This is a genomic window from Microbispora sp. KK1-11 (assembly GCF_006874435.1).
In the GTDB taxonomy this organism is placed as follows: domain Bacteria; phylum Actinomycetota; class Actinomycetes; order Streptosporangiales; family Streptosporangiaceae; genus Microbispora; species Microbispora catharanthi.
In genome coordinates, this window is the sequence record NZ_VIRJ01000025.1 from 44,611 (window position 1) to 71,208 (window position 26,598).

At 71.6% G+C, this 26,598-nt stretch carries 26 protein-coding genes; 7 read left to right on the forward strand and 19 right to left on the reverse strand.

Annotation, left to right across the window (positions count from 1 at the left end):
- Positions 1–2 precede the first annotated feature (2 nt).
- The 3 genes from FLW16_RS29740 to FLW16_RS29750 are packed head-to-tail and all read right to left on the reverse strand — an operon-like array spanning position 3 to position 3,131.
- Positions 3–1,154 carry a sulfotransferase gene (locus tag FLW16_RS29740; RefSeq protein WP_142563448.1) on the reverse strand — a complete coding sequence of 384 codons (1,152 nt, stop codon included), beginning with the start codon at positions 1,152–1,154 and terminating at the stop codon, positions 3–5.
- Between the two features lie 31 nt (positions 1,155–1,185).
- Positions 1,186–1,962, reverse strand: coding sequence for an SDR family oxidoreductase (locus tag FLW16_RS29745; RefSeq protein ID WP_142563449.1), 777 nt, complete (start codon positions 1,960–1,962; stop codon positions 1,186–1,188).
- Positions 1,962–3,131: a hypothetical protein gene (locus tag FLW16_RS29750; protein WP_142563450.1), complete on the reverse strand. Its 1,170-nt coding sequence runs from the start codon at positions 3,129–3,131 to the stop codon at positions 1,962–1,964. Before FLW16_RS29750 ends, FLW16_RS29745 begins: the two co-directional genes overlap by 1 nt.
- Before the next feature lie 88 nt (positions 3,132–3,219).
- Here FLW16_RS29750 and FLW16_RS29755 point away from each other — a divergent pair, with 88 nt between their 5' ends.
- Positions 3,220–4,167: an IclR family transcriptional regulator gene (locus tag FLW16_RS29755; RefSeq protein ID WP_142563451.1), complete on the forward strand. Its 948-nt coding sequence runs from the start codon at positions 3,220–3,222 to the stop codon at positions 4,165–4,167.
- Here the strand turns inward: FLW16_RS29755 and FLW16_RS29760 are convergent.
- The 3 genes from FLW16_RS29760 to FLW16_RS29770 all read right to left on the reverse strand — a co-directional run bounded on the left by FLW16_RS29760 (position 4,139) and on the right by FLW16_RS29770 (position 5,963).
- Positions 4,139–4,612 carry a nuclear transport factor 2 family protein gene (locus tag FLW16_RS29760; RefSeq protein WP_142563452.1) on the reverse strand — a complete coding sequence of 158 codons (474 nt, stop codon included), beginning with the start codon at positions 4,610–4,612 and terminating at the stop codon, positions 4,139–4,141. The genes FLW16_RS29755 and FLW16_RS29760 overlap by 29 nt on opposite strands.
- 144 nt (positions 4,613–4,756) lie before the next feature.
- Positions 4,757–5,632 carry a TIGR03619 family F420-dependent LLM class oxidoreductase gene (locus FLW16_RS29765; RefSeq protein WP_142563453.1) on the reverse strand — a complete coding sequence of 292 codons (876 nt, stop codon included), beginning with the start codon at positions 5,630–5,632 and terminating at the stop codon, positions 4,757–4,759.
- 25 nt (positions 5,633–5,657) lie between these two features.
- Positions 5,658–5,963, reverse strand: a complete 306-nt coding sequence (locus FLW16_RS29770; protein WP_142563454.1) for a DUF6343 family protein — start codon at positions 5,961–5,963, stop codon at positions 5,658–5,660.
- 170 nt (positions 5,964–6,133) lie between these two features.
- Here FLW16_RS29770 and FLW16_RS29775 point away from each other — a divergent pair, with 170 nt between their 5' ends.
- Positions 6,134–6,988: an SAM-dependent methyltransferase gene (locus FLW16_RS29775; RefSeq protein WP_142563455.1), complete on the forward strand. Its 855-nt coding sequence runs from the start codon at positions 6,134–6,136 to the stop codon at positions 6,986–6,988.
- 6 nt (positions 6,989–6,994) lie between these two features.
- Here FLW16_RS29775 and FLW16_RS29780 read toward each other — a convergent pair whose 3' ends face one another.
- Positions 6,995–8,842, reverse strand: coding sequence for a CheR family methyltransferase (locus tag FLW16_RS29780; protein ID WP_142563456.1), 1,848 nt, complete (start codon positions 8,840–8,842; stop codon positions 6,995–6,997).
- A 9-nt stretch (positions 8,843–8,851) separates the two neighbouring features.
- Positions 8,852–9,907 carry a chemotaxis protein CheB gene (locus FLW16_RS29785; RefSeq protein WP_185949646.1) on the reverse strand — a complete coding sequence of 352 codons (1,056 nt, stop codon included), beginning with the start codon at positions 9,905–9,907 and terminating at the stop codon, positions 8,852–8,854.
- Positions 9,908–10,013: 106 nt separating this feature from the next.
- On the opposite strand from FLW16_RS29785, the gene FLW16_RS29790 reads away from it, so the two are divergent.
- The gene (locus tag FLW16_RS29790; RefSeq protein WP_142563458.1) at positions 10,014–10,700 is read left to right on the forward strand and encodes an STAS domain-containing protein; all 687 of its coding nucleotides are present in this window, start codon (positions 10,014–10,016) and stop codon (positions 10,698–10,700) included.
- Positions 10,701–10,792: 92 nt separating this feature from the next.
- Here the strand turns inward: FLW16_RS29790 and FLW16_RS29795 are convergent, their stop codons facing one another.
- From FLW16_RS29795 to FLW16_RS45475, 5 genes are all read right to left on the reverse strand, one after another.
- Positions 10,793–12,040, reverse strand: coding sequence for an ROK family transcriptional regulator (locus FLW16_RS29795; protein ID WP_221891348.1), 1,248 nt, complete (start codon positions 12,038–12,040; stop codon positions 10,793–10,795).
- Between the two features lie 124 nt (positions 12,041–12,164).
- Positions 12,165–12,761, reverse strand: coding sequence for a hypothetical protein (locus tag FLW16_RS29800; RefSeq protein WP_142563460.1), 597 nt, complete (start codon positions 12,759–12,761; stop codon positions 12,165–12,167).
- A gap of 183 nt (positions 12,762–12,944) precedes the next feature.
- A complete protein-coding gene (locus FLW16_RS29805) occupies positions 12,945–13,274 on the reverse strand; it encodes a hypothetical protein (protein WP_142563461.1) in 330 nt (109 codons plus the stop codon).
- Positions 13,275–13,605: 331 nt separating this feature from the next.
- Positions 13,606–14,019 carry a YchJ family protein gene (locus FLW16_RS29810; RefSeq protein WP_142563462.1) on the reverse strand — a complete coding sequence of 138 codons (414 nt, stop codon included), beginning with the start codon at positions 14,017–14,019 and terminating at the stop codon, positions 13,606–13,608.
- Positions 14,016–14,147, reverse strand: a complete 132-nt coding sequence (locus FLW16_RS45475) for a hypothetical protein (RefSeq protein ID WP_260615706.1) — start codon at positions 14,145–14,147, stop codon at positions 14,016–14,018. The genes FLW16_RS29810 and FLW16_RS45475 overlap by 4 nt, the downstream gene beginning before the upstream one ends.
- Before the next feature lie 259 nt (positions 14,148–14,406).
- Here FLW16_RS45475 and FLW16_RS29815 point away from each other — a divergent pair, with 259 nt between their 5' ends.
- Together FLW16_RS29815 and FLW16_RS29820 are read left to right on the forward strand one after the other, a co-directional pair.
- Positions 14,407–14,958 (forward strand): RNA polymerase sigma factor, encoded by a 552-nt coding sequence (locus FLW16_RS29815; RefSeq protein ID WP_142563463.1) that lies wholly within the window; start codon positions 14,407–14,409, stop codon positions 14,956–14,958.
- Positions 14,955–16,118: a CU044_5270 family protein gene (locus FLW16_RS29820; RefSeq protein WP_142563464.1), complete on the forward strand. Its 1,164-nt coding sequence runs from the start codon at positions 14,955–14,957 to the stop codon at positions 16,116–16,118. The genes FLW16_RS29815 and FLW16_RS29820 overlap by 4 nt, the downstream gene beginning before the upstream one ends.
- An 874-nt stretch (positions 16,119–16,992) precedes the next feature.
- On the opposite strand, the gene FLW16_RS29825 is transcribed toward FLW16_RS29820, so the two are convergent.
- Positions 16,993–17,304, reverse strand: a complete 312-nt coding sequence (locus FLW16_RS29825) for a DUF6247 family protein (protein WP_142563465.1) — start codon at positions 17,302–17,304, stop codon at positions 16,993–16,995.
- Between the two features lie 175 nt (positions 17,305–17,479).
- Between FLW16_RS29825 and FLW16_RS29830 the strand changes: the two genes are divergently transcribed.
- Entirely contained in the window at positions 17,480–17,761 is a 282-nt protein-coding gene (locus tag FLW16_RS29830) for a hypothetical protein (protein ID WP_142563466.1), read from the forward strand.
- A 151-nt stretch (positions 17,762–17,912) separates the two neighbouring features.
- A complete protein-coding gene (locus FLW16_RS29835) occupies positions 17,913–18,443 on the forward strand; it encodes an SMI1/KNR4 family protein (protein ID WP_142563467.1) in 531 nt (176 codons plus the stop codon).
- Positions 18,444–18,978: 535 nt separating this feature from the next.
- Here FLW16_RS29835 and FLW16_RS29840 read toward each other — a convergent pair.
- The 5 genes from FLW16_RS29840 to FLW16_RS29860 form a co-directional block, all read right to left on the reverse strand.
- Complete coding sequence (locus FLW16_RS29840; protein ID WP_142563468.1) at positions 18,979–19,284, reverse strand: DUF6247 family protein; 306 nt, start codon at positions 19,282–19,284, stop codon at positions 18,979–18,981.
- A 146-nt stretch (positions 19,285–19,430) separates the two neighbouring features.
- Positions 19,431–19,790: a hypothetical protein gene (locus FLW16_RS29845; protein ID WP_142563469.1), complete on the reverse strand. Its 360-nt coding sequence runs from the start codon at positions 19,788–19,790 to the stop codon at positions 19,431–19,433.
- On the reverse strand, positions 19,787–22,429 hold the full coding sequence (locus FLW16_RS29850; RefSeq protein ID WP_142563470.1) for a DUF6493 family protein: 2,643 nt from the start codon (positions 22,427–22,429) through the stop codon (positions 19,787–19,789). Before FLW16_RS29850 ends, FLW16_RS29845 begins: the two co-directional genes overlap by 4 nt.
- Positions 22,426–25,089: a DUF6493 family protein gene (locus tag FLW16_RS29855; RefSeq protein ID WP_142563471.1), complete on the reverse strand. Its 2,664-nt coding sequence runs from the start codon at positions 25,087–25,089 to the stop codon at positions 22,426–22,428. The genes FLW16_RS29850 and FLW16_RS29855 overlap by 4 nt, the downstream gene beginning before the upstream one ends.
- The gene (locus FLW16_RS29860) at positions 25,086–26,441 is read right to left on the reverse strand and encodes an SWIM zinc finger family protein (RefSeq protein ID WP_142563472.1); all 1,356 of its coding nucleotides are present in this window, start codon (positions 26,439–26,441) and stop codon (positions 25,086–25,088) included. The genes FLW16_RS29855 and FLW16_RS29860 overlap by 4 nt, the downstream gene beginning before the upstream one ends.
- Positions 26,442–26,598 lie beyond the last annotated feature (157 nt).

Consider the following 26,598-nt stretch of genomic DNA (forward strand, 5'->3'; position numbering starts at 1 on the left):
CGTCAGCGGGCGGGGCGGCCGGCGATGCGCGCCTCGACCTCCTCGGGGGTCAGCCCGAAGCCGGACAACTCGTACCGGTGGGACGGCCGGGCCTCCCCCGAGCGGCTCTCCTCGTGCAGGCGGGCCATGGCCGTACGGGCGGCGTCGCCGAGCGGCAGCCCGAAGTGGGCGTAGACGGCCTCGACCGTGCCGAGCGGGTCACGGACGAACTCCTCGTAGCGCACGTCGAAGAACCGCGCCGGGTCGTGCCGGGCGCGGACGGCGCGGAAGCGGTCGAGGCCCCGGCTCCACAGGTCGAGCTGGTCCCGCCCGATCACCGCGCGGGTGAACGCCTCCGACCATCCGGCGGTCGCCTGCGCGGCGAGGCTGCACATCGACGCCATGGCGGTGACCGGGTCGCGGTGGGTCTGGACGACCAGCGCGCCGGGATAGACCTCCATGATCGCGTCCAGGGCGAACAGGTGGCTGGGGTTCTTCAGCACCCACCGCCGGCCGGGGTCGCCCAGCCCGACGAGCTGGAGGATCCGCCGGTGCCGCTCATAGGCGGGCCTCCAGTCCTGTGCCGCCAGCCAGGCCGAGTACGCGGGCAGGTGGGCCAGGCACTCGAAGGAGACCGACCGCATCGACTGCTGGAGCAGCCGCCAGCACTCCTCGACCATGTCCGCCGACATGTAGTGCACGCCCATGAACTCCGGATGGCGCACGTGGTGCCGCTCGTACGCGGCCTGGGCGGCCCGATACTCCGGGTCGCCCGCCCAGGTCTCGCGCGGTGGCCTCGGCCGGGGCGAGTCGGTCAGCCACAGCTCCAGCCCCTGGTTGGCGGGGTCGGCGGTCAGCAGCCGGTGCAGGGCGGTGGTGCCGGTGCGCGGCAGGCCGGTGACGAAGATCGGCCGCTCGACGTGCACGGCCGCGTGCTCCGGGTGCCGCCGCCACGCCTCCTCGCACCGCAGCCGGGCGGTCAGCGCGCCGCGCAGCATCGCGCGGGCCGCCCGGGCGCCCTGCGGGGTGAGCGCCGCGTCCCGGGCGTACGACTCGAGCAGGACGCCGAGGCCGTCGCGGTAGGGGTCGTCACCGAAGCCGGTCAGGCCGGTGGCGCGGCTCGCCCAGGCGTGCAGGTCCTCGATCGTGCCGACGCCGTCGCGTCCCGTGCTCATCGGTCGCCCTCCACAGGCTGATCGGAACTGCTCAGTGGTGCCATTCGCCGCAGTTGACGTCGAGGCACTGGCCGGTGATCGCCCGCGCGAGCGGGGACAGCAGGAACACCGCGGCGTCGGCGATCTCGTCGGGTTCGGGCAGCCTGCGCAGGTCGAGCGTGGCGGCGGTCTCGTCGTACACCTGCCGTGCGGGGACGCCGCGCCGCCGAGCCAGGGCGTCGAAGTACCGCTTCAGGTTGTCCGCCCAGATGTAGCCGGGCGCGACGCTGTTGACCCGCACACCGCGCGGCCCGAGCTCGGTCGCCAGGCTCTGGGCGAGGGCGAGCAGGCTCGCCTTGGCCATCTTGTACACGCCGAAGGTGCGCCGCGAGTGCCGCAGCACCGCCGAGTTGATCATCACGACCGAGCCCGCGTGCTCGGCGAGCGCCGGTGCGAAGAGCTGGGTGAGCCGCAACGCGGCGAGCACGTTGGTCTCGAAGGCGGCGCGCACCGCGTCGAGGTCCACGTCGACGAGGTCCGTCATCGGCGGCATCGCGAAGGCGTTGTTGACCAGGCCGTCGACCCGGCCGCAGGTCTCCAGCGCCGTCGCGACCAGCCGCCGCCGCGACGCCTCGTCGGTGACGTCGGCCTGCACCGGCACGGCGCGGCGGCCGAGCCGCGCGACCTCCTCGGCCACCGCGGCCAGCCGCTCCTCGTGGCGAGCGGCCAGCACCACGTCGGCCCCGGCCGCCGCGCACCGCAGCGCCAGGCCGCGCCCCAGCCCCGGCCCGACCCCCGAGATGACGACGACCCGGTCCTTCAGCGGCATCAGCCCAGCATCCTTCGGGCGACGGCGGTCTGCCGGGCGGCGATCCGGGCCGCCCACTCCCCCGGGCCCACCCGCTGCCGGTCGTGGTAGGGCAGCTTGGACGGCAGGTCCTCGAACCGCATCACCTCCACCTCGGGGCCGTCTTCGGGCCCGAGCGGGCGGGTGAGCCGCTGCCAGCGGATCTGCAGGTAGCCGCGGCGGTGCCCGGTGCGTTCGAGCCAGTTGGCGAGCCCGGGGTCGCGCTCGCCGATCACGTAACGGATCTTCCCGTCGGGGTCGTGGCGGGCCTGGTCGGCGGTGAGGCTGGTCTGGTGGTTGATGTAGTCCAGCGAGACGTACCACATGCTGCCGAGCTGGAACCCCTGGTAGGGCGCGACGTCGCGGCCCGCCGCGGGCACGGTGACGACCATGACCTGGTCGTCGTCGAGGTCGTAGTGTCCGACGGAGGAGTACTGCGTCGCGAGGCCGCCCGGCGTCGGCCGCGGCTCGGTCATCGTGTTGACCGGCAGCGTGAGGTAGTGCCGCTCCGGGAACGCGAGGAACGTCCGCAGCCGCCCCAGCAGCATCCTCGCGGCCACCTCGTAGCGCCTGGCCTGCGTGTCCGTGTCCGGGGGCGGGGGCGCCGACCCGAGCGTGTCGGCGCGGTGGATGCGGATCTCGCCGGGCCGCTCGGCGCCCCAGTCGGAGAAGACCTCGCGCACGATCAGCATCGCCGCGCCGGGCCCCAGCGTGAAGCGGGCCCCTGAGCCGGGCGGGCCGAAGCGCAGCTCGTACGACCCGTCCTGAGCGATCTCGATGTCGCGGTCGTCGAAGGCGGTGAGGCTGTCGGGCGACCGCGCGGGCGAGTAGTCGCCGTTGAGCACCTGGAAGCTCAGGTCGGCCGTGGTGCCGCGGCGGCCGGTGACCACGTATTCGGCGTCGTCGCGGATGTAGGCGTGGAAGTAGAGCGTGTCGGGGTTGTCCAGGCCGAGCTTGGCGTACGGGCCGGTGGAGGCGGCGAAGAAGGGGAAGTCGCGGTCGTAGGCCCACGTCATGTGCAACGCCGCCTTGATGCCGCCCGCCAGGTAGTCGAGGCCCTCGGCCAGGTCCTGCTCGGTGCGCACGTGCGGCGCGGAGCGGATGAGCTCCTCGGCCTCGGCGATCGCCCGGGCGAACGGTTCCGTGGCCATCGGACTCCCTCGGATACGCGGTACAAATATGTACCGAAGCGGTAGGCTTTTCCCACCGCGAGAGTAGAACTCGTTCTAGGAGTGGTCAATGGCGGTGACACGCCGCTCTCCGCCCGCCCGGCGGGTGGTCGCCGTGCTCGACCATCTGGTCGCGGCGGGCGGCCGCGGGCTCGGCCTGTCCGCGCTCGCCCGCGAGCTGGGCATCAGCAAGCCCACGTGCCTGGGCATCCTCACCGAACTGGTCGCCGCCGGCTATCTCGTACGCGACCCCGCCACCCTGACGTACGGCCTCGGTCCCGCGCTGATCGCGGCGGGGAGGGCGGCGCGGCGCGGTTTCCTGGCCGGCGACGCGGCCCGGCGGCACCTGGAGCCGCTGGCCGAGCGCTATCACGCCACCTGCACCGCCTCGGCCGTCGTCGGGGACGAGATCATGGTCCTCGACGCGGTCGTCCCGCCCGGCGAGCCGCCGGTCAGGGTGGGCGAACGCTACCCGTTCGCACCGCCCGTCGGGCTGATGTACGTGCTGTGGGGACCCGACCGGGAGCTGGAGCGCTGGCTGGCCAGGGAGCCGACGCTGCCGGTGCGCATGGACCGCGAGCACCTGCGCGCGGTCGTCGAGCAATGCCGGGCGGCGGGCTATCTCGTGGAGAGCCTCACCCCGGCGGGGATGCGGCTGCACTCCCTGATGGCGGGGGTGGCGGCGTACGAGCTGCCGCGGGAGGTGCGCGCCCTGGTCGGCGAGATGGTGTCGAGCCTGGGCGAGCGCGTCTACCTCGGCGCGGGCCTCAACCCGCGCAGGAAGCATCCCGTCAACCTCGTCGCCGCGCCCGCCTACGGCCCCGGCGGCGAGCAGGAACTCGTTCTCACCCTGCACGTCGGCGCCGCCGTCACCGGCGCCGAGATCGCCCGGCGCGGCGCCGCACTGGTGGCCGCGGCCGACGCCGTCACCGCGGAACTCGGCGGTGCGGTCCCCGGCGGAACGGCGGCGCGACCCGCCTCCGGGAAGGTCAGGACGCGACCCAGCGGTTCGCGGTGAACCGCAGGCTGGGCAGGTCGTCGAGGGACACCGTGTACTCGTACGTCCGGCGGTAGCCGGTGCCGCTGATCCGCCAGCGCCCGTCGGAGCAGCGCCGGTAGGTGTCCTCGTAGTAGGCGGATCCGCGGATCATCAGCCGGTGGCGCGGAATCAGCACGGTGTCGTCGAGGCACCAGGTGCCCCTCGCGTCGTCGCCGTCGATCTCGATCTCGGGGTGACCGGCGAGGTGCGTCGTGATCACCCCCGGCCCCAGGCTGGCGCGCATGTAGCCGACGATGGCCTCGCGCCCGTCGAACCGCAGCGGGTCGCCGGCGACCGGATTGTCGTAGGCCGCCACCGCGTCGCCGGTGAGCGTGTCGGCGAAGTCGTCCCAGCGCTTGAGGTCCAGGCAGCGCAGGTAGCGATACTTGGTCTGGCGGATCTCCTCCAGCGCGATCAGATCCATGCGCCCCAGCATGCGACAGCGCGGAACAGCTGGCAAGAACGCGTTCTACCTACGCCTCGGCCGCTCGAAGGGCCGGCCTCACGGCGAGGGCGACACGCCGCTCGCGGCGACGGCAGCCGCGACGGGCAGCATTTGCCGGACTCCCTAGACGACCTTGGCGATCACCGCCTCGGCGAAGCGCTCCAGGTGCTCGATCTTCCGGCTCAGCGGCTCGGTGTCGGGCCCCTTCACGTACGGCCTGCGGAAGCCGACGATCACGTCGGTTACGCCCTTGTCGGCCAGCCGCTTCACGCCGTCCACGCTGTAGGCGTCGGGGGAGATCACGTGGATCTCGAAGGGCCGGTCGGCGGTGCCCTCCTCGACGCGCAGCGCGGCGAGCCTGGCGAGCAGCGCGTCCAGTCCCGCCGGGTCTCCCCCGCCGTGCATCCAGCCGTCCCCGAGCCTGGCGGCGCGGCGCAGCGCCCCCTCGCTGTGCCCGCCGACCAGGATGGGGATCGGCTCGGCTGGCACCGGGGACATCTTGACCGCCGGCAGGTCGTAGAACTCGCCGTGGTATTCGAAGTAGCCGCCGCGCGTCAGGCCGCGGACGATCTCGACGGCCTCGTCCATGCGCCTGCCCCGCCGCGCCCACGGCACGCCCGTCACGGCGTAGTCCTCCGGCCAGGGGCTCAGCCCGACGCCGAGGCCGAGCCGGCCTCCGGTGAGCCAGGCGACGGAGGCGGCCTGCTTGGCCACCAGCACCGGGGGACGCACCGTGAGCTTGAGGACGAACGGCGTGAACCGGATCGCCGACGTCACCGCCCCCATCGCCGCGATGAGGACGAACGTCTCGATGAAGCTCTTGTCCTCCAGGAACTCGCGGTCTCCGTCCGCCGTGTACGGATACCGCGCGTCCGACTCCCGGGGATAGACCAGGGAGTCGGCCACGCTCATGCTCGCGTACCCCGCCGCCTCCGCGGCCTGGGCGAGCGGCAGGTAGTACGACGGGTCGGTCATGGCCTCGGCGTAGGTGAAACGCATACCCCGGAGCGTACGAGAACGCGTTCTATTTTTGAATGCCCCGCTCGGCCTTTCCTCTCCGCCCGGCGCGGCGGCGGACCAGCACGACGAAGTCGGCCGCGGCGACGATCCCGAGCACGGTCGCGACGACCGCCGGCACGACCAGCCCCGCCGCGTACCCCGTGATCGCGATGAAGCCGCAGACGACCAGCCCGAAGGCGGCCAGCACCATCCGCAGGCCGAGGGCGCTGCGCGGCGGTTCGGACGTCGGGGAGAACACCGACCAGAACCGGTCGCGCGGCGACGAGGAGCCTGGCGGAGAGCCGGTCCGCCCGTGGTGGCGCTTCTCCATGCCGTCACCTCCCTCCCACACATCGAGCCCTACCCACTCGGGCCCACACCAGGTGCGGTCCCGGCGCTCCACGGCGACGCGTTCACCGCACCGGGGGACATCTGACATTGCCGATTGTCGGATCAGACAGTCAAAACCGGCACTTGTGTCCCTAGGATGGTCGTCGTCCCATGCGATGGACCGACCCGAGCAGTGGAGGGCAGAGCGTGCACGAGGAGCAGGCTCCCGCGTGGGTGGTGGACCCCGGCACGCCGAGCGTGGCCCGGATGTACGACTACTACCTGGGGGGCAAGGACAATTTCGCGGCCGACCGCGAGGCCGCCGAGAAGATCATATCGATCCTGCCCAACGCCCGCGAGGTCGCCCGCACCAACCGCGCCTTCCTCGTGCGGGCCGTGCGGCACCTGGCGCGCTCGGGCATCCGGCAGTTCCTCGACATCGGCACCGGGCTGCCGACGCAGGAGAACGTCCACCAGGTGGCGCAGGCCGAGGCGCCGGAGTCCCGGGTCGTCTACGTCGACAACGACCCGATCGTGCTCGCCCACGCACGCGCCCTGCTCGCCGACAACCCCCGATCGATCGTGATCGACGGCGACATGCGGAAACCGGAGTCGATCCTCGGTCACCCCGGCGTCCTCACCCACCTCGACTTCACCCGGCCGGTCGCCTTGATCATGCTGGCCGTCCTCCACTTCGTGACCGACGACGCGGAGGCGGCGCGCGTCGTCGGCGCGTTCCGCGAGCCGCTCGCCCCGGGAAGCCACCTGGTGGTCTCCCACATCACCCAGGGCGACCTGGACGAGGACGCGGTCAGGCGGGGCAGGGACGTCTACACCGCGACCACCGCGGGCGGCATCGTGCCTCGCACCGCGGCCCAGGTCCGCGGCTTCCTCGACGGCCTCCACGTGCTGGAGCCCGGAGTCGTGCCGCTGGACCGGTGGCGGCCCGAGACCGTGGAGCACGAATGGCCCGGCGTGCCGGGAGGCGACATCCTGGGCGGAGTCGGCCTCGTTCCCGGCCCCTGACGTGCGTCACTCTCCGCTCAGGACCAGGATCAGGCCCCGGACGGAGCCGTCGTCCTCGTGGAGCGGCGCCAGTGTGACCGCGAGCCGGACGGGCCGGCCCCGGCGGTTGACGGCCTCGACGCTCGCCTGGTCTGCCTGACCACCCGCGACCGGGTCGCCGTCCAGCACGCGCCGCATCGCGGGCAGCAGCGGGTCGAGGGGCAGGCCGATGTCGAGTGAGGGCAGGTCACGGCCGTAGGCCTCGTCGGCGCGCAGCCCCCACAGTTCCTCCGCCCCCGGGCTCCACAGCAGCACCCGCATGTCCCGGTCGACGACGACGACCACGTCGCCGAGCGAGCGCACCACCGAGGCGACGAACTGGTTGGCCCGGTCGAGCTCCAGCGTCCGGGCGTTGAGGGTCTCGTTGATCTGCTGGAGCTCGTCGTTGCTGGACTGGAGCTCCTCGTTCATCGTCTCCAGTTCCTCGTTGGTCGACTGGAGCTCCTCGTTCGTGGTCTCCAGCTCCTCGTTGGTGGACTGGAGCTCCTCGTTCGTGGTCTCCAGCTCCTCGTTCAGCGACTGCAGTTCCTCGTACGCGTGCTCGAGCTCCTTGTTGGCCTGTTCGAGCTCGTCACGGAGCCGCCGATAACGGGTGACCTCGTGGAAGTTGATCGTGACGCCGACGAGTTCGCCCGTCCTGTCCATGAGCGGGACGACGGCGACGTCGAAGACGCCCGGCGCCTGCGTGCCGGGGCGCTGCCAGGCGACGTCGTGGAGCTCGACCGTACGCAGGTCCAGCTCGGCCTGCTCGATCAGCGACCTCAGCTCGACGGGCCGATAGGACACCTCGAGATCCTGGAACGGGCTGCCCACGTCGCGGGGCTGCAGGCCGAAAAGGATCTCGGCACGGGTGTTGAGCAGGGCGAGCCTGCCCGCCGCGTCGAGCGTGATCTGGGCGACCGGGCCGGAGGCGAGCGCCGCGCTCTGCAGCCGCGGAAGGCGCGTGTTCTCCTCCGCGTGCGCCGGCGGCGAGTTCCAGCCGATCCGCGCCCCGCCCACGGGCTGGGGGATCTTCCTGAACAGACGCACGCGCAGGTCCACCGGCTCGAACCTGTCGCCGTGGTTGAGCAGCATCTCCGCCTTGCCCAGGAACAGGTAGCCGGGGTCGGCGAGGGCGAAGTGGAACTTGCGGACGATGTTGAGCTGCGTCTCGGCGTTGAAGTACATCAGCGTGTTGCGCGCGAGCAGCAGGTCCACCCGGGAGATCGGGGCTTCCCGGGTGAGGTCGTTGCGGCCGAAGATGAGCTGACGGCGAAGGTCCCGGCGGAACGCGAACCCCGCGTCCACCGGCTCGAAGTACTTGTCCCTCAGCTCGGACGGCACGTCGGCGAGCTTGCGCTCGTCGTAGACCGCCGTACGGGCCACCTGCAGGGCCTTCTCGTCCAGGTCGGTGGCGTAGATCTTGACCCGCTCCCGGAACTCGTCCAGCCCCAGCTCCTCCGCCAGGGTGATGGCGAGGCTGTAGGCCTCCTCGCCGGTGGCGCACCCCGCGCTCCAGGCCCGGATCGCCCGGCCGCCGCCCTTGGCAGCGAGGATCGTGGGAATCGCCCTCTCACCCAGGACCCGCCAGGCCTGCGGGTCGCGGAAGAACCCGGTGACGTTGATGAGCAGACTGTCGAAGAGGATCGCGAACTCACCGGGCTCCAGCTCCAGATGGTCGCGGTACTCCCCCGTCGTCTCGAGCTTGAGCGCCTCCAGCCGCCGCGCGACCCTGCGCTGCAGCGTGCTGCGCTTGTACCCGGTGAAGTCGAACCCCCGGGTCTCCTTGAGCATCAACAGGAGGTCGTCGAACTCGCGTTCCTCGCTGGTGACCATGGGTCCACGCTATCGCCGCTCGTCGCCGTGGGTGACCTGGGCGGGTGCCTCGCGGCCGATCCGGCTCTGCAGGTGACGCAGGGTCTCGAGGGCGTCCCGGTCCCGCTCCGTCTGCTGCCGCAGGCGGCGTGCCACCAGGGCCTGCCCGCGCTCCTCGGCGTTGCCCAGCATCCGCGTCAGCAGCCGCAGCCGCTCCTCGATCCGCAGGATCGCCACCCAGAAGGCCCGCTCGACGGCCTCCGACTGCCCGTCGACCATGCTCTCCATCGACCAGGCGTGTCCCACCATGCACTGATAGTGCCCGTTCGGAGGCGACGCCACCTCGTACAGCGGTCCGTTGCAGTCGGGGCAGGTCAGGGCGCTGAACCGGCCGGGGGGCGGGCCGGGCACACCTGCGGAGAAGAACGCGTCCAACTCGTGCCGGAGCTTCCGATCGACCCCGGTCTCCCCGGTCTCCCCGGTCTCCCCGGTCTCCCTTGGAGGGGACGCGGTTCCTCCGCACTCCCGCGCGATCCATTGCGCGATCTCCCGTACGGAGGACACCATCGGCCGGCTCGTCGCGGCGACGGCCGCCCGCGGCATGCCGTCGAAAGGGGCCTCCTCGGGGTCCTGCACGGCCACCAGCCCGCCGCGGCGCTCCACCTCCGCGCATCCCCGTGCCCCGTCGTCGAGGGTCCCGCTCAGCATGACGGCGAGGGTCCGCGGCCCCGCGAAGGCCGCCGCGCTCAGGAACAGCGGATCGGCGGCCGGGCGATGCCCGTTGTGCCGGGGGCCCCGGGACAGCCGGACGTTCTCTCCGTCCACCAGCAGATGGAGATCGGGAGGGGCCACGTAGACGCGCCCGTGCAGCAGCGGCTCGCCGTCCTGCGCCGCCGCCGACCTCAGCGGCCCCGCGCGGTCGAGGATGCCCGGCAGGGCGCTGCCCGCCCGCGGCGAGATGTGGAGGACGACGAGCACGGCGGCCCGCAGGCCGGCCGGGAGGTTGCCGAGCAGCGTCCGCAGGGCCTCGATGCCTCCCGCGGAGGCGGCGACGACCACGACATCGCGCTGCAGGACCGCACCCACAAACGCCCCATATCCTGGATGTGCCGGAGTCATGCGGAGCGCTCGGAAGAGAAATTCGATCGCCCGCTGCCCGTCCCCCGCCTCGGACGGGGTAAGGAGGTCACCCATGGACCTGTGGGTGAATGTGACACAGCGTGAATCGGACTCCGCCGTGGTGTGCGTCAGCGGAGAGATGGACCTCTTCAGCTGCGCGAAGCTCGAAGGGGCCGTCGCGCCGCTGCTCGCGGACGGCTGCGTGCACCTGGTGCTCGACGCGGTCCGCCTGAAGTTCTGCGACCTCGCCGGGGTGCGCACGCTCGAGCGCGTGCACACCGCCGCCGCCTCGGCCTCGGGAGGTCTCATCGTCTGGGCGAGCCGGCCCCTGGGCCGCCTGCTCGCTCTCCTGTGGCCGGAGGGACGGCCGGGACGCCCGACCGTCGTACGCGCCGCGCCCGTGGCGCCCCTGGAACGGCGGCTCGTGCTCCTGCCCGGCCGGTTCGAAGGGTCGGGCCGGCGCCCGGTGGCGCCGGTACGCTCCGGCGAGACGGCACGCCCGATAGCGGACTCGGGCGGCCGGGAGGCGCTGCTGGAGCACTCGCGGCTGCTGCGCGAGCAGGCCCGGACGCACATGGCGACCATGCGCGAGAGGGCGTGGTCGCTCTGCACGGGGCTGGCGGACGCCCAGGAGCGCCTCGCGGTCCTCCACAACGCGCTCGCGGAGCGGCCGTGTTCCGGCCTGTCCTGCGACGGTGACTCCCACCGGGTCAGGGCGGACGGCTTCCGCCGCCAGGCCGAGACGTTCGCCCGCCGCTGAGCGGTGCCTGTCGACCAGCGCCGCTCAACCCCGCGCCGATCAGCCCCGTGCCGCTCGACCCCTGCCGCTGAACCCCGTGCGGCGCGGCGCCGTCAGAGCGCCAGCGCGCGCTTCCGGGGCACGGCCCGGTGTGCCGTACGGCGCCGCATCTCCGCGAGCACCTCCAGGGGGCTGGCCAGGAGCCTGGAGAAGGCCAGCTCCCCGGCGCCGACCAGCGTGACGTCGTCGCCGAGCGCCGACACCCGCAGCCGCACCTGCTCGCGGGAGATCACCATGGCGTTCGCCTCCACCCTGCGGCCGACCTGCGCCGCCGAGCCCGGGTAGACGTCCCGCAGCATCCCTCCGAAGATCACCATGCCGGGGTTGAATAGGTTGATCAGGTTCGCGACGCCGATGCCCAGCCAGTCGCCGATCCGGTGCAGCGCCTCCTCGGCCGCCGCGTCCCCGCGTTCGGCGGCCTCGACCACGGCGCGTACGCCCTCGCGGCCGCTCAGCTCGCCCGAACGGCCCGCGGCGTCGATCAGTGCGTGCTCGCCGACCTCCGCCTCCAGGCAGCCGCGCGACCCGCACATGCAGGGCCGCCCGTCGTACGGGTTCACCATCATGTGCCCCAGCTCGCACCCGTAGCCGCCGTCGCCGCCGAGCAGCTTGCCGCCGACGATGATCCCGCCGCCCACACCGACGTCGCCGTGCAGGTAGATCAGGTTGTCGAAGCCGCGGCCCACGCCGCGGTCGCGCTCGGCCAGGGCGCCCAGATGGGCCTCGTTGCCCACGAGCACCGGCAGCCCCAGGCGGGAGCCGAGCTCGACGCCGAACGCCTGGTCCACCCACCCCAGGTAGGGCCCGTACCGCACCGTGCCGTCGTCGGGCCGGATCATGCCGCAGTAGGCCGCGCCGACGCCGACGCACACCGAGCCCGGCCGGGCGCCGCGCCGCAGCTCGCGGCCGAAGCCCGCGAGCACGCCGACGACGTCCTCCAGGTCCGCGCCGGTCCGGGGCCTGACCGCCTCCCGGCGGTCGAGGATCTCACCGCCCAGTCCCACCCGGGCGGCGACCAGGCGGTCGACGCGGACGTCGAAGGCCAGCACGTGCGCACGGTCGCGCTCCGGGCGGACCACGAGCGACGGCCGGCCCGCCCTGCCGGTGTCTCCGGGCAGCTCCTCGCTGACCAGGCCCGCCGCGGACAGCTCGGCGGTCAGCGCCATGATGGTGCTGCGGTTCAGGCCCATCCGGTCGGCCAGCTCGGAACGGGAGAGCGCGCCGGACAGGTGCACGTGCCGCAGCAGATCGCCGAGGTTGCGCCGGCGCATCTCCTCTTGGGACCGACCGGCTTTCGACATGGTGCGCAAATCCTGACGACTCGGAGGAGTTCCTCGTTGGCGGGCCGTGGACAGGAGGGCGGGGCCGCGGCCCCTTCCTCACCTTGAGATTACCAATGGAGGCGTCCGCGGCGGAGCCCCGCGTTCACCGACGGCCCCGCGCGCCCTGATCCCCCGACACCGCGCGCCCCCGGTCGCGTGCCGCCTGAAGGCCGGTCCGAAGGCCGGTCACCCGCCGGTCCGCGGAGACCGCCGCATGCCGGGACGCCGCTCCCGCACGGAGTGCCGCTCCCGTACGGGTCGCCGTGCCTCCGCGATTCACCGCCCCCGCACGGGTCGCCGCCCTCGCCTTGGGCGACGCCTGCGGGGCCGGAGCCGGCGATGCGCTCGCGTAGGGCGTGCCGAGCGCCTGCGCGATGTCACAGGCCCGGTTGCCCCTGCACATCGCGTTCTGGATGCCGGTCCCGCCGTTCGCGACATTGATGGTGATCTGCTGCGTCCCGCGGTTGGTCGTGGGACTCGATGCGGTGAGCCCGGGCTGGGCGGCGTCCCTGTCGGGCCGCGCGGGCCGGAGCCCGGACTCCTGGTGGCGTGGCTGGTGGCGTGGCGTCTCCCGCCCGTGGGTGCGTGTGGCCCCGGCGGCGGGTCCCACTGCGGCCAGCGCCGCCACGACCGACGCGCAGGCGAGGAGACCGAGGCCGATCTTCCTCATGGCCGTCCCGCCGTACCGCTGACACTTCATCGCGCGCTCCCGCCAGTCGCCGCCGCAATGCACCGGGCGGCTACTTTCCGCCCGGGCCTTTTCAGGCTAATGACCCGCCGGTTTCCCGCGCCCGGCGCGCGCGGCGTCTTACGGCATCATTGCCATATCAGTCAGCTCGACCCGCATTCGCGGAATTCACGGCCCGCGCGTATTCGAACGCGATCACCAGCCGTGGGAAGTGATGGGCATGTTCTGCCAGATCTTGCACTTCCTCGGGCCCGGGCCGCAGAAGGCGCCCTGGGTGCTGATGCGCCCGCCGTTCGTGATGCCGGTCTGCTGCTGGCCGATCATGAAGGTCGGGGCGAACACGCCGTTGAGATTCTGGTTGAACTTGCCGTTGCCCGACTTGAGCTGGCGGGCCGTGGCCGTCCCGCCCGCCGCCACCTGGCCCCCACCTCCGCCGTGGCCGGTGACCCTCATCGGAACACGACCGAGGGACTGCGCACCGGCGCTCGCCTCCGTGGCCGCGGCGCTCCACGCGATCGCGGCCACGAGAGCGGCCAGCGTCAGGCGACGGGCCGTCAGAGCCCGAAACGGTCGGGAGCGGGACGTGCAGCGGCGAGACATCGTGAAACGCACCTACCTACCAAGGCCATGCGGCAATGGGCTTTCGTCGCGGACATAAGCAACGTTGCCCTCATACCCCGCACCATGGCCTCAGCCCCGCGCATGCCAAGCGTGGCATGGATGATGACGCATTTTTTGTCGCTATGCCTTCTGAACGGACATCACACGTTCATGCCCTCAAATGCCACTATCGGCATAAATCCGGAATGACAAACATCTGTGCCGCGTCCGGGTCTCGGGCCGGTCGTCGCGGGGCTCATTCGCCGACGGCGTCGAGATAGACCCAGGCGCCTTCGTGGCGGACGAAGCGGCTCTGCTCACGCATCTCGCCGGGCTGTCCCCGAAAGTCGTACCGGGCGCGGAAGGTGACGGTGCCGTCGGTGTGGATCGGGCTACCGCCGGTGGCCGCCTCGATCTCCAGCCCGGTCCACCGCATGCCCCGGTCGAAATCGACCCGCGCCGGACGGGTGGAGGGGTGCCAGGTCCGCAGCAGGTACGCCTCGTCCTCGACCGCGAACGCGGAGAAGCGCGAGCGCATCAGCGCCTCGGCCGTCGGCGCGGACTGTCCCGCGTGGAACCGGCCGCAGCAGTCGCCGTAGACGGCGGGCAGGCCACAGGGACAGGGGTCTCCGGCGCGCGGCGCACGGCGGGAACGAGAGGTACGGCTCACCTCGCGAGGCTATCGCCCCCGGCCACCCCCACCATCTGGGCCGTCAGCTCGAAGGAGCGCTCGGCCGTGCCGATGGTGCGGCGGAAGGTGAGGCCCTCACGCTTGGCCAGGGCCGTGAGCCGGGGCACGCCTCCCGTTGAACCGTACGCAGGGCGGCCCGGCACGATGGCGTGCCCACGGTCGTGAAGAACAGGCACCGCAGGTCAGCGTCACCCCGTACCTCAAGTGCAACGAGCCAGGACAGCTGGTCCGGGTTCGCACACCGTCAGGTCGCGGCCCGCTCCCATCGGTTCAGTCGTTTCTGCCTGGCCTGAAATTCTGCCGTCGGCCGCGGACACGTAGGAATTGAAAGCCCGCAGCGTTCGAAAGGCCTGACGAGGATGACGCGTGAGTGAACAAGACGACCGGTCCCGGTTTGAGGCGGTGTACCGGCGAACCTATGAGCAGATCCTCGGATATGCCGTGCGGAGGTGTTCCTCTCCCGAGGACGCCGCCGACGTTGTGGCCGAGACCTATGTGATCGCCTGGCGGCGGATAACCGAGCTCCCGGACGGCGAGGCCGGCAAGCTCTGGCTGTACGGCGTGGCCCGGCGGGTCCTGGCCAACCACCGCCGAAGCGAGCGGCGCAGGCTCACCCGGCACACTGAACTCACCGACGAGATCGAACACCTTTATGCCGCCCCCTCCGACCACAGTGAGCAGCACGGCGTGGACGAAGCCATGGACATGCTCGCCGACAGCGATCGTGAAGTACTGGCCCTGACCCTCTGGGAGGGGCTCGACCCCGGCGAGATCGCCACAGTGCTGGACTGTTCCCGCAACGCCGCCCGTATCCGCCTGCACCGGGCACGCAAGCGCTTCGCCAAGGCTCTGGAGAAGACCCGCCCATCGGCCGTCGGTTTCGCAGCACGGCCGCTCATCGAGAAGGAGTCAGGGTGAACAACGACCAGATCTTCAAGGACCGGGCGCGAGTGCTGGATGAGGACCTGGCCGGCCGGGCGTCCACCGCGGGGGCGGACGCGCTGCTGGCGGAGATCGTCTCGCTGGAGCGCGTTCCGGCCCGCCGTCGGCTCCTGCTCTCTCCTGGCCGCGCTCTGCTCGGCCTGGCCGCGGCCGCCGCCGTGGTAGCGGTCATCGCCCCCACGATGCTGTCTGACAGCACGATCTCCGTCGGGCCTCGGCCCAGTACGTCGGTGTCCGCGACGGCCGAACCGACTGCTCGGCAGATCCTGCTCGCTGCTGCCGTCGCCGTGGAGAAGGCTCCTGCGAGCGGCGACTACTGGCGCATCGCGACCGTCAACCAGTGGATGTTGACCGACCCCACGCGCAGCTATGTACTCGAGGGCAGCCGGTCCCTTGAGACGTGGCTGGCGAAGCGGCCGGGGCTGCAGTACTGGCGCATCCGGCAGGATCTCGGCGTCAAGCCCGCGACCCCGCAAGACGAGGAGGCCTGGCGGGCCGCGGGGGCACCTACCAGCTGGCGATACCCCAAGAACATGAAGACGGAGAATCTGTTTTCCGTCCCGTCCAAGCCGCTGCAGGCGGCGGCAGGTGAGCGGACCGCCGAACGGCTTTACGGCAAGTGGAAGGGCTCGGCCGGTGACATGGCGGGGGACTCGATGACCTGGAAGGAGGTGCGCGCGATCCCGGGCGAACAGGACAAGCTCCGGAACTACCTGGAAGAGCGCATCGGTCGGCTGGAGCTGTCCGGCTCCGGGATGGACGTGAAGGAGGCGAGGGCGTACATCCTGCTGCGAGAATGCGTGGGCATCATCAGTGGCCTGCCGGCCTCGCCCGAGGTTCGTGCATCCGCCTACCGGATCCTCGCGTCTCTGCCCGGCATACGGGCCGAGGGGGAGATGACAGACCCGCTCGGCCGGCGCGGGCAGACGCTCACCTACCAGGAGGAAATAGAGCCGGGCCTGTTCACCCAAGTTCAGCTCGTGATCGATCCCAGCACCGGCCTGCTTCTCGCCGAGGTCAGGACGAACACAACCAAGCTCGCGAACGGACGGCAGGCGGAGCTGCGTGTCTCCACCTCCTACCAGGCGATCGGCTGGACCGACGAACGCCCAGAACTGCCCACGCATCGGAACTGAGTCGCTCACCAATCCCCGCGTGAGGGCCGGCAAAGGGGTCGGCGGCGTATCGTCTTCTTAGTGATCATCCGCCGCCGACGCTTGCCAAGGCTGTGGCGGACAAGTGGTTGGGCCGGTAAGCCGGCGGCGTCGAGTCCAGCAGGATCGAGAACTTGCGCGCCCTTGCCGGTCTTGTCGAGCCGTTCGTACTCCTGCAGGATCCGAGCTTTGTACGCCGCGGAGTACCGGCGGGCTGCCCTGACGGTGTGGCGGTCCTACCCCGCCAGTTTGTCCGGTGGGCCAGGACGGAGCCTCGGTTCGGCACGTACCACTCGTAGGCCAACCTGCGGTCGCCGGCCAGGCCATACTGAGCGCGACGCGCGGTCGGGTCGGTGACGGACAGCGAGGTCAGCCGCCCCGCTGGACCCACCGTGCTGGTCCAGCACTACGAGGTCGATTTCTAACCGGAGCGCCCGGTGCAGGAACGGCGTCGTTCTCCCGACCCTGCCGCTGCAGACGAACTGCCGGATCCTGCGGAAGTTGAGCCTGAGCAGCACATCGCCGTTGTGTCGACGATCAGCCGGTCTCCTCGCGCAGGCGCGTCTCCGCAGGTCAAGACCGCAGGTTGGGGGCCAGTGGGCAGTGACGCGCGATTCAGGCAGGGAAACGATCCACGCGCAGCACAGCGACCTCACCCTGCCGATCGAGCAGGACATAGGTCACGGAGATGTCTTGTAGTCCCAGACGTACATGTTGCGGTTGGGCTGAGCTTGCGGCCATTGTCGGAAGTCAGCTGGAGGACTTCGTAGATCTCCAGTAGGACATTGATCTTGGCGTCGGATAGGTCGTCGATTTGGGCTTCGGCAACGTCGCTGCCCATTCGTATGGCGTACACCTACGGCTGGACTCCGCGGCGGGCCAGTACCTCGGCCAGTGTCGGGCCAGCCGTACGCGCACCGGACTGCAGTTGCTCGGCCTCTCGGTGCATTCGGTGCCGGTCGGACGGATCAGCGTTGGCACGGGTGGCGATGCGCCACCACGCGGACAGGAAGTCATCCAGCGCCGCCAGGTTGACGACGGGCGCGTGGGTAATCTCTTCGAGTTCGGCGTCGAACGCGGCGACGTTGGCCGAGGGCAGGGCCGCGCGCACGGCGGTGAAGGTTCGCTCAATCTGCGGATGAGGACTGTCGTGCCGCTGGACGGTCATGACGACGCCCTACCTCCTGCCCGGCCGCCTTGTGCCATCTCAGCTTATCGAGCGGGCCGGACAGAACGCGGCACTCCCAGGATGCCCGTTCCACTTCCTTGGAAGTGGAACGTCTCCACGAGCTGGCGGCCCCACTGTTCCAGAGCTTGTATGCGGCCTTGGGCGGAAAGTCCCGATGAGCTGGCGCGAGATCGCTTTCGCCGTCATCTCCGGCCTGCTGATCAACGATCGTCCAGGCAAGCTTTTCAAGCTGCTGACGGCGCTGGCTTTCGTCTTCGTCGGCCTGGGCGCTCTATGCGCGCGTGCCTGCAGTCGCCTGGGCCCCTCTTCGCTCACGGCACGGTTGTTCCGGGACCACGATCGATTAGCACGTTCTCTGGGATGGACCAAAGACGCCACATGGTTACGGAGGGCCTATCGCGATCCACGGTTTGACGCACGGAAGGGCGGCGGCTGAGGCGGCATCGAATGTTCCGGCACGCAGGGTGCTGCGGGCGAATCTCCCTCACTGCACCGCGCCTCCCCGTACGCTGAGGGCGAGTTGCCGCAGGAACCTGACGCCCTACGCCTGACGAAACAGTGAGTCGCGACGGATACCGTCACCCACCATGAATACCTCATACGGATGGTCCGATCTCTTCCCGGAGGAAGAGCCGGCGGCCCAAGGCCCACACCAGCCGCCGTTACCACCGGGCCACGGTCTCCACCCCCCGGCCGACGAGTTGGAAGTCATTCGGCTCGAAGAGCGGTTGGGCGTGAACCTGCCGCCGAGCTATCGGCAGTTCCTCCTGTACTCCGACGGCTGGGGCGTCGAGGAGTACTCCCTGTGGCCGGTCGCGGAAGTCGGCTGGCTCCGTGACGTTGCGCCCTCAACCGTCGAAGCTTGGTCAGTGTCCACAGACGAAGTGCCCGATGACCTCTACTTCGTCTACGGAAAGGAGCAGAACAACCACGCCATCAGAATGGAATATCTGCCCGACACCCTCCTGGTCGGGCTCTGGGATGGGGACCTCCTTCTCAACCCCCACGTCATGACCCCTGACGGTGAGTGGGAGGCATGGCTTCTCGCGGCCTGGATGCCCGGCGCCGAGCGTCACAGGTCCTTCTGGGACCTCATGAAAGACCTTTGTACCCCTTGAGTCCTCCGGCGGCAGGGATGGTGTCCCGGCTGCACCTCTCCACACGGGCTGATGTGAGCCCGGTGAGCGCGGCACGCAGTCGTTCCTCACCCTGGCTCACCGAGCAGCGTGGTTGATCTCTGACACCAAACTCCGCCGAAGCGCCTCGGGCGGCGTGTTGGGACGGATCGGCTTTTCAGGGGCAGCTACCAGGGCGATTGGAGGTCATGCGCTAACCTCGGCCTCCCGATCCTCCCGACGCGGAAGCTGGGGCGCGAACACGGCCGCTCAGGGCGATGAGCTGCGTGTTTACGGTGCGCCGGCCGAGGCCTCCTCGTGTGGTTTTTCTGGGAGCTCGTGTGGTGAGAGTGAAAGTGGATGAGACCGAAATCGCCGAACGTCGTATGCCGGTAGTCGCGCCGTCCGGGATAGAACGCCTGCGCGTCCCATGGCTCCTCGATGAAGTCGGCGGTCCGCTCCACCAGAGCGTTCAGCGCGGCGTCGGGCAGGTTCTTCATCTTCGCGAGCACTGCCGCGGCAAGGCGTACGCGGTAGGTCACGACCGCCGCGCCCGTGCCACCCGCTCCTCCCAGTCGGGCACGGCCTCCTCCAGGGCAACGAACTCGCCGACCCCCCGAGCCGCCTCCTGCGCGCGCTGTTCATAGTTGGGATCGGCGAATGCGATCGAGTTCAGCCACCACAGATTGAGAAGCTCGGGTAGCCGGTGGTACTCACCCGGCTCTCGGGCCGCCTCCCACGCCTCTCGATACTGCGCGAGAAAAACCGGCCGCCACCTCTCCGGTAGCGCCTGAAGAATCGTCTGCGGATCGAATCGCGGATCATGAACCGGCTGCCCGCTCATGCCTAAACCGTACCCGCCGCAGGCCGTCACGCTGAGGCGGATCCGTGGGCGGAGTCAAGCATGGGGCGGCTCACGCGGGGAACGGCCTCGGCCTCCAGGCGCTTACGAGAAGGACCGGGGTCACCTGGGCGGTGGTCGCGCAGAAGTCAGATGGCTCGGCGGCTCAGTCGCATCCGAGGCATCGGCTCGGGCCGGTGCCGCAGGACGGCCACCATGCGGTCCGGGTCGTCCAGCGACCTCCATACCTGCAGGTCCCGGTGGCTCAGCCAGCTGGCGACCTGGGCGGCGCCGGTCAGGCAGGCGGCTCCGGCGACCCGTAGCGCGGGTGCCTCGGCGGTGAGGTCACGCGGGCTCTCCCAGCGCCCGCGCCGCAGTTGTTGCAGGTAGCCGGGGAGCTCCGTCGCGATCTGGCGGCGGCCGGCCGCATCGAGCTGAGTGACCAGCCGGGCCGTGCCGTCGGCGTCGCGCGCCTGGATCCGTCCGAGAACCTCCGCCCACGGGCTCATGCCGTCTCCTCCCCTGCGTTGATCAGCTCATGGAGGCGGCGGGCCTCTTTGACGAAGGCGCTGCCGCCGGTCCGCTGCGCGACCGCGGCCAGCCGCGGGATCCGTAGGCGGACGCCGGTGAGGGACGCTGCGGTCGCGGCGACGATGAGCAGGTCGGTCATGCCGGTGCGAGGCCGCTCCCGCGCTTGAGGGAGGAGCTCGGCGAGCATGCGCGCGCCGGCGTCCCACACCTGGGCGTGCGCACCCGCCGCCAGGGCGTCCGCGAGCGCGGTGACGACACGGCCGAGCCTGACCATGTCAGCCGCGACGAGCACGGACAGGAATGCTCCGAGGTCGTCACCGTTCAGGTCGCCGCGGGCGGCGTGGACCAGCAGCGCGTCGACCGCGATGCCCCGCGCGCCGTCGTCCTCACAGCCGAGACCGTGGGCGAGCGCGGCGGTGGTCACCGCACCGACGGGCCCCTGCCCGCAGGCCAGCCGGTACAGCGGTGCCAGGTCGGCCCGGCGGGATTTGATCAGCGGGGGCAGCCGCGGCAGGATCCAGGCAGTGATCACCTCCCGGTGGGACGGCATGAGCAGGGGCCACCAGCCCATCGTCTGGGAGGCGAGGTTCACGGCATCGATGGCGCATATGCGTCGGACGAGGTCCGGCAGGTCATCTTCGCGAGGCCGCACGGCGGGGAAGATCCGCGTCACGATCGTGGCGGAGCCTTCATGAAGAGGCAGCCGCACAACCCGGTGGCCGATCACCGGGTCGGCGAGCCCGCCCCGCCGCAGCCACGCCGCCAGCTTTCGGCCCGCGGTCGATGTCAGCGTCTCGGCCCGGGTGACCGCCGCCGGGGGGATCGTCCGCGGTAGCCGCAGGAGGGCCTGCTGGAAGTCGGCATCCAGGGGCTCGGCGCAGGCCGCTTCCAGCCGCTCCATACGTTCGACCAGGGTCATCGGGTCGATGTGTCCGGACGTGACTGTGGGCGTGGCCAGCAGCACCGGCATGTCCGCGGTTTCGAGCTCGCGGACGATTTCCCGCAGGCGTGTCACGACGAGGATGTCGGGAGCCGGGTCCCAGTCGCGGAAGGGGTAGAACTGCACCAGGCCGCGGAGCCTTCTGCCGGCCTCGGGTGCTACCGCGGCGAGCACGGCGCGCATCGTCAGCAGATGCGGGTCGTCGTTCATCCCGCCGATGCCGTGGGCGGCGGACTCGACGTCGAACAGGAACGGCCGGCTCGCGCGGAGCACCGGCTCGACGACCGCGCGGACCGCCTCGCGGTCGCGGTGGACGAGCGTCACCAGCCCGGCGAGCAGCCGCTCGACCGTCAGCGGGTCCCGCGCGGTGACGGCCAGTTCGGCGAGTTCCTCGGGCGACTCGAAGACAGGGACCGGCTCAGCTTCCTCGGCAGGCGGGGCCGGCAGGGCGGCCGGCGCGGGGACCGGCCGCCCGTCCAGTCGGAAGGCCGGGGCCAGCCGGTCCCGCAGGTCGGCGGGCAGAGCGTCCGCCGCCGCGCGGACGGCTGCATGACCGTCTTCGTCCGAGTGGCCGGCCAGCCGTGTCGCCGCCGTGACGGCGCGTTCGGCGATGTCGCGGTGAGCGCTGCCGAAGGCCGCGGCAAGCGCTTGCAGAGCGGCGCCGGTTCTCTCCCGACTGCCGCGGGTGCCGGCCTGCGCCCAGGTGAGGGCCGCCCGCACGATTTTCTTCTCCGGACGGAACATCAGCGTCTTGGTCGCTTCGGCGAACAGCTCGTCCGAAAGCAGCCCGGCGTCGTCCGCGCGCCGCAGCTCGCTCACCGCGAGCTGAACGACCGGCCCCGGGGCGGTGGGCGCCAGCCGCGCCAGGTCCCTGACGGGGATCTCCTGTGGGCTCGGCCGCAGGGCGGCGTAGAGATCGGTGAACGGCCGGGTCTCACCGTCGAAGAACGCGCCTGCGCAGCCCTCCAGCAACGTGCTGCGCTCCAGGACGCCGTCGGCTGCCTGCAGCGCCACGGCGGCGGCCCATGCGGGAACCAGGTCTCCCGTTCCACGCAGCTGCGCGGCCAGGCCCCGGCTGCGTAGCAGGCTTCGGGCCAGATGACGGGTCAGCCGCTCATCGGTGACGTCGCCACCGGAGCCGGCCACGGCATGAAGCCAGCCGAGCACGAAGGCGGAATCGCCGGGCGGCTCGATGCCGGTCTCCGCCACCAGGCGGGCGGCCGGATACCACGCCGACAGCCGGTGCGCCCGTCCGCCGTCGGCCTCGTCCCTCCACACGTGCTCGTCCGCCAGTCGGCGGACGAGTTCCACGCGCCACCGCGTCGGCCGGCCGCGGACCACCCTGGCGATGCGGCGCGCGTCGTCCTCGTGCCCTTCGAACAACCACAGGTCGGGGCGGGTCAGCCAATATGCGACTTCGATCGCGTCGTCGAGACAGGCTGCGGCGGCGACACGCAGCGCGGGCGCCTGCGGGTCATGCGGAGGGCCGTCCCACCAGCGTCTCCCGAGCCCGCCCTGTGCGGCGAACGTCCGCAGGTGCCCGGCCAGCGCGCGTCTTGCCTCGTCATCCGCGCGCTCGAGCAGATCGGCGGCGCCTTCCGCATCTGCGGCCCTGATGCGGTCCGGCAACCCGCCCGGCTGCCCGGCTCGCCTCACGATCGCGGTCCAGAAGCTCATCGGCTCACCTGCTGCTGAAGGCGGCGGGCCTCCTGGACCAGCCGGCTGGATCCCCCGCGCGCCGCCACGTCGGCAAGCCCGGGAACGCCGGCGCGTTCCCCGCTGAGGGTGGCCGCCTTGACCGCGACCGCGAGCAACTCCCCCAGCCCGGCACGGGGCTTGTCCCCTGTGCAGGGAAGCAGGGGCGGCAGTGCCGTGAGGAGAACACGCCACACAGCCGCGTGCGCGCCCGCCGTCGTCGCCTCGTCCAGGGCGGCGGCGATCCGGTTGAGCTTGACCAGACCGGCGTCGACCAGCTGCGCGATGGCCTGGCCGAGATCGGCGGCGGGCAACTGCCCGCGCGCCGTCAGGGTGACGAGGGCGTCGACGGCCGCGCCCCGCTGTGCGGGGTGCTTGTTCCCCATCCCGATGGCGAGTGCGCTAGCAGTGGCCGCTCCGACCGGCCCGTCACCGTGGACCAGCGCCGCGAGGACCTCGCCCCCGCCTCGGGGGCTGTCGATGTCGAGGGTCAGGGTCTCCAGCAGGTGGGCGGCGACGACCTCCCTGTGAGAGGGCATGACGGCTGGCCACCACACCGTCTCCCCCACGTCGTACAAGGCCGTCGCCGGCCCCGTACAAAGCTCGGCGACGGGTTCGGGAACACCGGCCGGCGGCGCGATCCGGACGTACATCTCCCGCACGCTGATGTAGTGGTCCGCGCTGGTGTTCCAGTGCGCGTCCGGCCGCTGCGCCGTCTCCATGCCGACGGTCACCTCGGGGTCGGGCAGCCCGCCCCGCCGCAGCCACTCCGCCAGCGTCCGGGCCGCCCGTGAGGCCAGCCCCTCGGCCCGTACGGCGGACCGCGGGTCGATCTCGCGCGGCAGCCGCAACAGCGCCTGGTGGAAGTCGGCCGGCAGCGGCTCAGTACCCTCCAGCCGCTCCATCCGATCGAGCAGGGTTTCCGCATCGACGTGGCCGGTGGGGGCGGTCGGTGTGGCCAGCAGCACCGGCACGCTGCGGCCCGCCTCCAGCATCTCGACGACTTCGCGCAGCCGGCGCTGGACCAGCAGCTGGATCGCCGGCTCGTCGTAGGGGTGGTGGCGGTGGTAGTCCGCCAGCAGGGCCGACAGCTTCCTGCTGTCGGCGGGCGCGACGACCGCCAGCGCGCACCGCATCAGCAGCGCGTGCGTGTTCCGGCCGAAGCCGCTGATGCCGTATGTGTAGATGGTCGGGTCGAACGGCTGTCGCCAGTGCTTGTGCCACCACGACCGCAGTGCCTGCGCCACGGTGTCCCGGTCGCGGTGGGTCAGCTCGACCAGCGCGGCGAGTACGCGTTCGAACTGCGGCGGCTCGTCCGGCCACCGCAGCGCCTCAAGTTCCCAGGCCAGGTCCTCTGGCGAGGCGAGCACGGGCGGCAGGGCGGGCAGCGGGTTCACCGCCAGGGCGGCCGGCGCTACCGTCGGCGGATCGTCGGCCTCCACCGGACCGGCGACGGCCGCGATCTTCTCGCGCAGGTCGGCGGGCAGCCGGGAGGCCGCCGTACGGACCATGTCCAGGGCCGGGCCGGACGCGTGCGGAGCGAACTTGACCGCCAGCCGCACGGCCCGGTCCCACAGTGCGGGGGTGTCCTGGTCGAACACGGCCGCCAGCGCCGGCAGGGCGCCGTCGGCCCTGGACGGCGCGGCGCCGGCGATCCAGCGCAACGCGGCCGTGACGTACTTCTTCTCCGGCCGGAAGGTCAGCGCCGCGACGGCCTCGGCGAACGGCTCGTCGCCCAGCAGGCCCGCCTCGTCGAGTCGGCCCAGCTCCTCCAGCGCGAGCTGGACGAACGGCGACGAGGCCGACGGCAGCAGCCGGACGAACTCGACGGCGGGAATCTCCCCCGACTCGGGCCGCAAACCACGCCACAGCGTCACGAACGGGGCGATCTCGTCAGCCTCCCCGCCCGCCAGGAACCGTTCCACGCACCCGCCGACGAGCACCTGCCGCGGCACCCGGCCCTGTCCTGCGAGCGCGACCAGCGCGGCGACGACACCTCTGTCGCGATTCCAGTCGAGGTCCCAGGCCAACGCCTGGGCGACGCCCGTGGCCCGGAACACTCGGGGAAGCAGGTGACCGAGCAGCGGGTCCCCGGCGAGCGCGTCGCGCGTGCCCTGGTACATCGAGTGCCGCCTGACCAGCCGCCACAGCCAGCCGGTGGTGAACGCGTCGTTGTCCGGCGGCTCGATGCCCGTCTCCAGCACCAGGCCCGCGGCCAGATCCCATCCCGGCACACCGTTGTCCATCAGCCGTGACGCCGACCTCGACGGCGGGCGCAACCGCTCCACCAGGCGAACGGCCAGGTCCTCGCGCCATGCGGCCGGCCGGTCCCCGATCAGGGCCAGGATCCGGGCGGCGTCGGCCTCGGGCTCGCGCACCCAGCGCAGGTCTCGCCGGTTCAGCCACGCTGCGACCTGCGCAGCCCCGCTCAGGCACGCCGCCCCCGCGATTCGGAACGCGTCCGTCCGGTCCTGCACCCAGCGCTGGCCCTCCCACCCCTGGGCCAACCGCTCGGACAGATATCCCGGCAGCCGCTCGGCGACCGCCCGCCGACCCTGCTCGTCGAGCGTGGACAGGAACGGCGCCAGCTTCTTGCCGTCGCCCGCGTCGATGCGGGCGGCCACCTCCTTCCAGGGATTCATCGCGTGCCGCCCTTCGGGTCCGCCTGGGCCTGGTCGTGCACCTGCTGGGCGGCCAGCACGTGCTTGCACGGGCCACGGCTGCCCCGGAAGTCGGCGTACCAGGGGCACGTGCAGACCGGGCCGTCCGGGCTCAGCCGCACCCGTCGCTCCCCCACCACGGCAATGTCGGGTGTGGAGAATCGGACGGCTCCTCGTTTCACCAGGTCCCGGGCCGCCTTCAGCCGGGGGTTCATCGCCGCCACCCGGCCGGGGTCGTAGGGCAGTTCCCGGTGGAAGTGCGCCGCCTCGGCCACGTCGTAGCCGACCCGGCCCGCCGTACCGAGCTGGGTCAGCGCGGCACGGATCCGGTCCCTGGGCAGCCCGCACCGTTCCGCCAGCAGATCGGCGTCCAGGCGCGGCTCGAACGCCAGCATCGCACCGACCAGGTCGGCGTCCTCCTCCGCGTGCGCGGTGGCCAGGTCGTCCAGCACCGCGCCCTCCCCCGAAAACCCCCTTCGCGGCTCCGGCGACAGGGTCAACACGTAGCGCATGCCGGGCAGCTCCAGCTCCCAGGCGCTCGCGACCGCAAGCCCGTGCGCCGGGACGGCCGGGCCGTACACCCGCAGGCCGGTGGCGAAGCGCAGCAGGGGCAGCAGGGTGGCCAGCCGATCGGGGCCGGGAAGGCAGACCGCGCCCGCCGCCGGACGGGCCGACAGACGCAGCGACCTGCCGGCGGGCACCGCCCACAGCACCCCGCGCCTGGGCAGCGACCGCAGGAACCGCACCGCCTCCGACCCGGTCAACTCCGCGCGCAGGTCGAACCCCGAGGCGATGACCTGCACCTCGGCGAAGCCCCGCACCCACCGCGTCGGCAGCGGCACCTTCTTCTCCACCACCGGGCCCTCGAGCGTGGTGGCCACCAACTCCTCGGCGCCGACCCGCAGGTGCAGAGGGTCGTTCCCGCCGACCCGGACCAGCGCCCGCCGCAGCGGGTCGTTGACGTCCACATTGGTGGTACCGAGCTCGACGACTTCGCCGTCGAGGGCCTGCTGCAGGACATCCAGCCGGGCGTAGACGCCGCCGCAGGCGGAGAAGGACTCGAAGCGCAATCGGTCACCGTTGCACGTCACCACCGGATCACGAACGATCCCCGTGGGCCGGGCGTCGTAGTAGCGGGCCCTGGCCACGTCGGCGACCCCGAGCAGCCCAGCCGCCGCCGGCGCCGCCCGGGTCAGCAGGCCGCTGAAGAACGCGGGGTGGAAGGCCGGCCCGCTGGGGGTCACGCCCCCGGAGGTGGACAGGTCGAGCAGACCTGAGGACAGGTCGAGCCCGGAGGAACGCACATAGGAGTACGCCAGCACCGCATCAGCCATGGCCCGGGACGCTACAGATCATGACCGACATTCCGCCGATGCCTGACCTTTCGCTTGCGCCGGTCGGACGCCGATGTAGGGGTGTCGGTAAGAAACGCGTCACCAGGCCCAAACGAGCGCGTTCGCCCGGCTCCGCCATGCTGGCCCACAGGGGACA